Origin of the sequence: Pseudomonas guariconensis, assembly GCF_900102675.1 — a bacterium.
Taxonomy (GTDB): Bacteria; Pseudomonadota; Gammaproteobacteria; order Pseudomonadales; family Pseudomonadaceae; genus Aquipseudomonas; species Aquipseudomonas guariconensis.
Genome location: NZ_FMYX01000024.1, coordinates 1 through 7728, shown reverse-complemented (window position 1 = coordinate 7728; position 7728 = coordinate 1). Strand labels below are relative to the sequence as shown.

Annotated in this window: 7 protein-coding genes; 2 read left to right on the top strand and 5 right to left on the bottom strand. The window is 60.5% G+C overall.

The window, feature by feature from the left end; translation table 11 throughout:
* The 5 genes from BLS27_RS23465 to BLS27_RS23445 all read right to left on the bottom strand — a co-directional run.
* The coding region (locus tag BLS27_RS23465) for an amidohydrolase family protein (protein ID WP_139205780.1) at window positions 1-632 on the bottom strand (632 nt) is incomplete at its 3' end.
* Window positions 633-750: 118 nt separating this feature from the next.
* Entirely contained in the window at window positions 751-1437 is a 687-nt protein-coding gene (locus tag BLS27_RS23460) for an SDR family oxidoreductase (protein ID WP_043207820.1), read from the bottom strand.
* Window positions 1438-1826: 389 nt separating this feature from the next.
* Window positions 1827-2414 (bottom strand): IMPACT family protein, encoded by a 588-nt coding sequence (locus tag BLS27_RS23455; protein WP_043207819.1) that lies wholly within the window; start codon window positions 2412-2414, stop codon window positions 1827-1829.
* Between the two features lie 9 nt (window positions 2415-2423).
* The gene (locus BLS27_RS23450; RefSeq protein WP_043207817.1) at window positions 2424-3086 is read right to left on the bottom strand and encodes a TetR/AcrR family transcriptional regulator; all 663 of its coding nucleotides are present in this window, start codon (window positions 3084-3086) and stop codon (window positions 2424-2426) included.
* Window positions 3087-3175: 89 nt separating this feature from the next.
* Window positions 3176-4090, bottom strand: a complete 915-nt coding sequence (locus BLS27_RS23445; protein ID WP_043207816.1) for a LysR family transcriptional regulator — start codon at window positions 4088-4090, stop codon at window positions 3176-3178.
* 304 nt (window positions 4091-4394) lie between these two features.
* On the opposite strand from BLS27_RS23445, the gene aptA reads away from it, so the two are divergent.
* Together aptA and BLS27_RS23435 are read left to right on the top strand one after the other, a co-directional pair.
* The gene (gene aptA, locus BLS27_RS23440) at window positions 4395-5741 is read left to right on the top strand and encodes an omega-aminotransferase AptA (RefSeq protein ID WP_070572644.1); all 1347 of its coding nucleotides are present in this window, start codon (window positions 4395-4397) and stop codon (window positions 5739-5741) included.
* Between the two features lie 69 nt (window positions 5742-5810).
* Window positions 5811-7304 carry a CoA-acylating methylmalonate-semialdehyde dehydrogenase gene (locus BLS27_RS23435; protein ID WP_043207811.1) on the top strand — a complete coding sequence of 498 codons (1494 nt, stop codon included), beginning with the start codon at window positions 5811-5813 and terminating at the stop codon, window positions 7302-7304.
* Window positions 7305-7728 lie beyond the last annotated feature (424 nt).

The following is a 7728-nucleotide window of genomic DNA, read 5'->3' as shown; positions in this document are numbered from 1 at the left end:
GAGAAGGGCGAACAGGGTGCCAGCGCGATCTGGATGCGTGCGCCATCGCCGCGCTCGTGGTAGCTGTGGATAAGTCGTTGGCTGTCGGCCAGGATCACTTCGCCCTGTTGCACGGTCTGCTGTGGCGGCAGGCCACCGTCGGCCTCTCCCAGGCTCATGGAGCCGCGGGTCAGCATGGCGCGCATGCCCAGCTTGCGCACGGCTTCGACTTGGACGTCGATGGCGTTGTCCAGGCCCTGTGGGAACAGGTAGTGATGGTCGGCGGCGGTGGTGCAGCCGGACAGCAGCAGCTCCGCCAGGGCGACCTGGCTGGCCAGCTCCAGCTTGGCTGGGGTGAGGCGTGCCCAGACCGGGTAGAGGGTTTTCAGCCAGGGAAACAGCGGCTGGTTGACCACCGGTCCCCAGGCGCGGGTGAGGGTCTGGTAGAAGTGATGATGGGTGTTGATCAGGCCTGGCAGCACTACGTGCTCACGGGCGTCGAAGGTCTGGTCGCAGGGCTTGCTGGGTGTTTCGCCAAGGGCGAGCAGTTCGGTGATGCGGCCATCTTCGATGACCAGGCCGCCACGGGCGTCGGTGCCGTTGGCAGTGAAGATGGCAAGGGGGGATTTCAACCAGGTACGGGTCGCAGGCATGGTGCCGGCTCCTCTGAAAGTGGGTTCAGGTTAGCCAGCTCAGTGTTGCCCTGTCTGCTGATCCAGGTTCGCCGTGGGCGAGGCTCGCAGTCTACTGCCTCGCCACACGGCTTTCAATTCACCAGACGAGCGCTTCACCTTTGTAATTGATAAAGCGCAGCCCTGCATTGCCGCTTTGCGCCTTGACCTGATCGAGCATGCCACGGGTACTGGTGAGCACATCGATTTCGGCATTTTCGCCGCCCATTTCGGTCTTCACCCAGCCCGGGTGCATGGCCAGAACGCACAGGTCCGGACGCTGCAACTCGACCACGAAGCTGTTGATCATCGAATTGAGTGCAGCCTTGCTGGCCTTGTACAGGCAGATCTCGCCACCATCGGGAATGGTCACGCTGCCCAGGATTGAGCTCATGAAGGCTAGCACGCCAGTGCCCTCCCGTACCTGGCCGGCCAGGCGACGGGCGACGCGAATCGGTGCCACGGCATTGGTCATGAACAGCTCGCCCAGCGCGGCGGTGCCTACTGTTTCCAGGTCTTGCGGCAGTGGGCCCATGACCCCGGCGTTGATGAACAGCAGATCCAGTACTTCACCCTGCAGGCGTTGACGCAGAGCATCGAGCTGGGCGGTGTCGTTCATTTCCAGGGTCTCGATGCGCACGCCAGGCACGGCGCGCAGGGCCTCGGCCTTTTGCGGGTCGCGTACGGTGGCGATGATGTTCCAGCCGTCCTCGTGCAGGCGTTGCACCAGGCCCAGGCCCAGCCCGCGGGAGGCGCCGATGATCAGGGCGGTTCTGGTAGTGGACATGAGGGGCTCCTTGATCTTTGAAAGTCGGGGTATTGAGGATAATTCAGCGAACCGAATGCTGCCCGGTCGTGACTTGAACAAAAAATGACCATTCGATAGAAGGCCCGTGAATCCGGGCGTTTGCCCCAGGGATGCACGGGTTATCCACAATCCCCTCCACATTATCTGTGAGCAAGGCAGCACGTGATTGCAGGTGCTTCAATCAGGGAAAGGGATCGCTGAATTGGGGATAACTTGCTGTTATTCAGGTGCTTGCGACGCTGTCATGAAAATGTGATCAAAATATGATCAATGCCCTGCAGGCCTTGTGGTGAAAGGGCTGTAATCAAATGCCCCAAGCTTATCCACAGGCGGACCCACAGTAGTTGTGAGCAACCGCAGTGCTTGGGTTACTCACAGGGCGCCAGGCGAATGCGTCCGCGGCTCAGATCCGCCAACTGTTGTTGCAGTGTCTGTAGATGCGCCTCGCCAACCGCAACCTGTAGGTCCACGCCGTTGGCAGTGAACTGTTCGTCCAATACCAGACCGTCGACTTCCGCCAGACGCAGCTTGAGTAGCGCCAGTTCACTGAAGGTACAACTGCAGTGGTACTCGCTGCGTTGGACAAGCAACCGCTTGGGCGCCTGTTGCAGGCATTTATTGGCCCCACCCCCGTAGGCCCGGGCCAAGCCGCCGGTGCCCAGCTGGATGCCGCCATACCAGCGGATCACCAGCACCACGACCTGGTCGCAGTCCTGCGCCTCGATGGCGGCCAGGATCGGCCGACCTGCAGTGCCACCGGGTTCACCGTCGTCGCTGCTGCGGTACTGGGCTCCGAGCTTCCAGGCCCAGCAGTTATGGGTCGCTGCCAGGTCGCTATGGCGTTCGATGAAGCTCATCGCCTCGGCGGCACTGGTGATCGGGCCGGCAAGGGTGATGAAGCGGCTCTTGCGGATTTCCTCGCGGAACTCGCAGAGGTCAAGCAGGGTAGAAGGCATAAGTCCGGGTCAGGCTGTGGGGGTGATGCCGCAGCCTTTGAGAATGATGTGGATAAGGTTGTTGCTGGCGTCTTCCATGTCCTGTTTGGTCAGGCGACTGCGCCCGGTGACCTGGCAGATCTGGGTCGCGAAGTCGGCGTAGTGCTGGGTGCTGCCCCAGAGCAGAAAGATCAGGTGGACCGGGTCGACGCGGTCCATCTTGCCAGCATCCATCCAGGCCTGGAACACCGCGGCACGGCCGCGGAACCATTCGCGGTAATCGGCGCTGAAATACTCGCTCAGGCAGTTTCCGCCACTGATGACTTCCATGGCGAAGATCCGCGAGGCCTGCGGGTTGCGTCGGGAAAACTCCATCTTCGTGCGGATGTAGTGGCTCAGCGCTTGGGCAGGGTCGTCCTCGACGCTCAAGGCGTTGAAGGTGCTGTCCCACAGCTCGATGATATTGCTCAGCACGGCGATGTACAGGCCAAGCTTGTTGGTGAAGTAGTAATGCAGGTTCGCTTTGGGCAGGCCGGCCTTCTGGGCGATGGTGTTCATGCTGGTGCCCTTGAAACCATGGCGGGCGAACTCGTCTTCGGCGGCCTGGATGATGGCCTGCTCGTTCTTCTGGCGAATGCGGCCTGCGGGTTTGCCCGAGAGGGGCGGACGATGCGCGGGAACTTCAAGGGTCATGGACGATTCCGTACGAGTCTGTGGCAACGGCTGCCGGACAGATTACCTTCCTCTGAGCACCTGACAAGCATTAGCGGCAGAGTCAGGCATCAACGTGTCGCAGCCAGGCTTTCCAGGAAGCTTTCGAGCACAAGGTTTGGACGCCGCCCCTTGCGTGTGACCCAGCTAAGGCTCAGGTCATAGAAGCGCTCGAGGGGCTTGAGTGCACGCAGGCGCCCCTGCTGAACCCAGAACATCGCGTAGTGGTCAGGCAGATAGCCGATGTAACGCCCGGTGAGGATAAGAAACGCCATGCCTTCGCGGTCCGATGCACTCGCCGTGCAGTGCAGCGCCTGGTAATGCGCCTGGATATCGGCTGGCAGGCGAAAGGTCGGCGCGATGGCGTCCTGGCTGTTGAGGCGTTCGTCGTCGATCTGCTGATCATCTGCGTAGAACAGCGGGTGCCCGACGGCACAGTAGAGCAGCGAGCGTTCGCTGTACAAGGGTTGGTACTCCAGACCCGAAAGCGGGCTGGTCTGTGGCACCACGCCGACATGCAGGCTGCCGTCCAGTACGCCTTGCTCGACCTGGCTGGGGGCGATCATGCGGATCTGGATGCGTACATCGGGGCCACGGTCCTTGAGTTCTGCCAGGGCATGGGTAATGCGCATGTGCGGCAGAGTCACCAGGTTGTCGGTCAGGCCGATGTTCAGCTCGCCGCGCAGATGCTGGTGCAGGCCGTTGACCTCGGTGCGAAAGGTTTCCAGGGCGCTGAGCAGTTGCAGGGCCGAGTGATAAACCTCCCGGCCTTCCTCGGTCAGTGAGAAACCGGCGCGGCCCCGTTGGCACAGACGCAGGCCCAGGCGCTGCTCCAGGTCGTTCATCTGCTGGCTGATCGCCGAGCGGCCGATGCCAAGAACGTTCTCGGCGGCGGAAAAACCTCCGCATTCCACGACGCTGCGGTAGATCTTCAGCAGGCGGATATCGAAGTCGCTGACTTGGGCAAGGGGCTGTGGGCGTTTCACGGGAAGCCTTCAATGGAGTGAGTCAGGGGCGCAACCTTAACCAAACCCTGTGCATAAATCAGTCGGCGAGCTGCAACCGTTCATTGCATATCTGCCTGCCCAGGCCCCTGACGGACGGATACCGGCGTATCGACCAAGTAATTGATCAGTAGCGGGTTATTGGTATGTGTTGATCTTGTCGAGCTTAAGTTTAGCCTGCATGAATCTAAAGATTAGAAAAGCGGCATTTTTCTTACGTTAGTCCCGTGACAACTTAGCTGCAACAACATCCATCGTTGCCTAATCGTCTTCCGAGGAACCGCCGATGAACATGCCCGCAACCGCCACCACCGGTATCGCAAGCCAGCTCAAGCTGGACGCCCACTGGATGCCCTACACCGCCAACCGCAACTTCCAGCGCGATCCACGCCTGATCGTGGCGGCCGAAGGCAACCACTTGGTCGATGACAAGGGCCGCAAGGTGTTCGATGCACTGTCTGGCCTGTGGACCTGTGGCGCTGGGCACACCCGCAAGGAAATCACCGAGGCCGTTTCGCGCCAGATGGGCGTGCTGGACTATTCGCCAGCCTTCCAGTTCGGCCACCCGCTGGCATTCCAGCTGGCGGAGAAAATCACTGAGCTGACCCCGGGCGATCTGAACCACGTCTTCTTCACCAACTCCGGTTCCGAGTGCTGCGACACCGCGCTGAAGATGGTGCGTGCCTACTGGCGCCTGAAAGGCCAGGCGACCAAGACCAAGATCATCGGCCGTGCCCGTGGCTATCACGGCGTGAACATTGCCGGTACCAGCCTCGGTGGCGTGAACGGCAACCGCAAGCTGTTCGGCCAATTGCTGGATGTCGACCACCTGCCTCATACCGTGCTGCCGGGCAACGCCTTCACTAAAGGCATGCCGGAAGAGGGCGGTATCGCCCTGGCGGACGAGATGCTCAAGCTGATCGAGCTGCACGATGCCTCGAACATTGCCGCCGTGATCGTCGAACCGTTGGCTGGCTCGGCTGGCGTTCTGCCGCCACCGAAGGGCTATCTCAAGCGTCTGCGCGAGATCTGCACTCAGCACAACATTCTTTTGATTTTCGATGAAGTGATCACCGGCTTCGGTCGCATGGGCGCCATGACCGGCTCCGAAGCGTTCGGCGTGACCCCGGACCTGATGTGCATCGCCAAGCAGGTCACCAACGGCGCCATCCCGATGGGCGCGGTGATCGCCAGCAGCGAGATCTACCAGACCTTCATGAACCAGCCGACGCCGGAATACGCCGTGGAATTCCCTCACGGCTACACCTACTCGGCCCATCCTGTGGCCTGCGCTGCCGGTATCGCTGCGCTGGACTTGCTGCAGAAGGAAAACCTGGTGCAATCCGCAGCCGAGCTGGCGCCGCACTTCGAGAAAGTGCTGCACGGTATCAAGGGCACCAAGAACGTCGTCGACATCCGCAACTATGGACTGGCCGGCGCCATCCAGATCGCCGCCCGTGACGGCGATGCCATCGTGCGTCCGTACGAGGCTGCAATGAAACTGTGGAAAGCAGGCTTCTATGTCCGCTTCGGCGGCGACACGCTGCAGTTCGGCCCAACCTTCAACACCCAGCCGCAGGAACTGGATCGCCTGTTCGACGCGGTGGGCGAAGCCCTGAACCAGATCGACTGATTTCTTCCGACTCTGACGGCAGGCGCATGTTCATGCGCCTGCATCAACCTTCTTTATCTGGAGTTTTGCATGAGCATCGTTCAGCACCTGATCAACGGCGAGCTGGTTTCCAAGGGTGAGCGCACCGCCGATGTCTTCAACCCGTCCACCGGCGAGAGTTCCCGCAAGGTCGAACTGGCCAGCCGCGCAACCATTCAAGAAGCCATCGACGCAGCCAAGGCAGCCTTCCCGGCCTGGCGCAATATGCCGCCGGCCAAGCGTGCCCAAGTGATGTTTCGCTTCAAGCAACTGCTGGAGCAGAACGAAGCACGTATCTCGCAATTGATCAGCGAAGAGCACGGCAAGACCCTGGAAGACGCTGCGGGTGAGCTCAAGCGCGGTATCGAGAACGTCGAGTTCGCCTGCGCCGCACCCGAGCTGCTCAAGGGCGAATACAGCCGCAACGTAGGTCCGAACATCGACGCATGGTCCGACTTCCAGCCGCTGGGCATCGTTGCCGGTATCACCCCGTTCAACTTCCCGGCCATGGTGCCGCTGTGGATGTACCCGCTGGCCATCGTCTGTGGCAACGCCTTCATCCTCAAACCGTCCGAGCGTGACCCGAGCTCGACCCTGTTCATCGCCCAATTGCTGCATGAGGCCGGCCTGCCCAAAGGCATCCTGAATGTCGTCCATGGCGACAAGGAAGCGGTCGACGCATTGATTGAAGCGCCAGAGGTCAAGGCCTTGAGCTTCGTCGGTTCGACGCCGATCGCCGAATACATCTATGCCGAAGGCACCAAGCGCGGCAAGCGTGTCCAGGCTCTGGGCGGCGCCAAGAACCACGCGGTACTGATGCCCGACGCCGACCTGGACAACGCCGTCAGTGCGCTGATGGGGGCGGCTTATGGTTCTTGCGGCGAGCGCTGCATGGCCATCTCGGTTGCCGTGTGCGTGGGCGACCAGGTCGCCGATGCGCTGATCGCCAAGCTGGAGCCGCAGATCAAGGCGCTGAAGATCGGCGCCGGTACCTCCTGTGGCCTGGACATGGGCCCGCTGGTGACCGCGGCTGCCCGTGACAAAGTGGTTGGCTACATCGATGACGGTGTGGCGGCTGGTGCCAAGTTGGTCGTCGATGGGCGTGGTCTGCGCGTGACCGGCCATGAGGATGGCTATTTCGTGGGCGGCACCCTGTTCGACCACGTCACGCCAGAAATGCGCATCTATAAAGAAGAGATCTTCGGCCCTGTGCTGTGCGTGGTACGTGTGAAGAGCCTCGAAGAGGCCATGCAACTGATCAACGAGCATGAATATGGCAACGGCACCTGCATCTTCACCCGTGACGGTGAAGCGGCGCGCCTGTTCTGCGACGAGATCGAAGTCGGCATGGTAGGGGTGAACGTGCCGCTGCCGGTACCGGTTGCCTACCATAGCTTCGGTGGCTGGAAGCGTTCGCTGTTCGGCGATCTGCACGCTTATGGCCCGGATGGTGTGCGCTTCTATACCCGTCGCAAGGCTATCACCCAGCGTTGGCCACAGCGTGCCAGCCATGAGGCTTCGCAGTTCGCGTTCCCAAGCCTGTAAGAGATAGAGCAAGCCCAAAAGCAAAACGGGGAGGCCGCCAGGCCTCCCCGTTTTGCTTTTCAGCCAGATTAAGGTTTTTTGAAAATAAGTGTTGACGGGGTTTCGAATCCCCTTATAATGCGCCCCACTTCCGACGCAGTCGAAACGCAAAACTCCTTGATAATCAACGAGTTGAACGCTTCAAGTAGTATCGGAAGGGCTTCGGTCTTCTGATCGGCAGCGGTGAAAAAGGCAGTTGACAGCAGGTTTTAACGCTGTATGATTCGCCTCCCGCTACGAGAGATCGCAGCGAGTTAAGCGGTTGAAGTTGAACGGGTTTCTCGGAAAAAACTTCAAAATAAACGCTTGACAGACTTAGAGGAAAGCGTAGAATGCGCGGCCTCGGTTGAGCAAAGCGCTTAACCAAATCGCTCTTTAACAATCG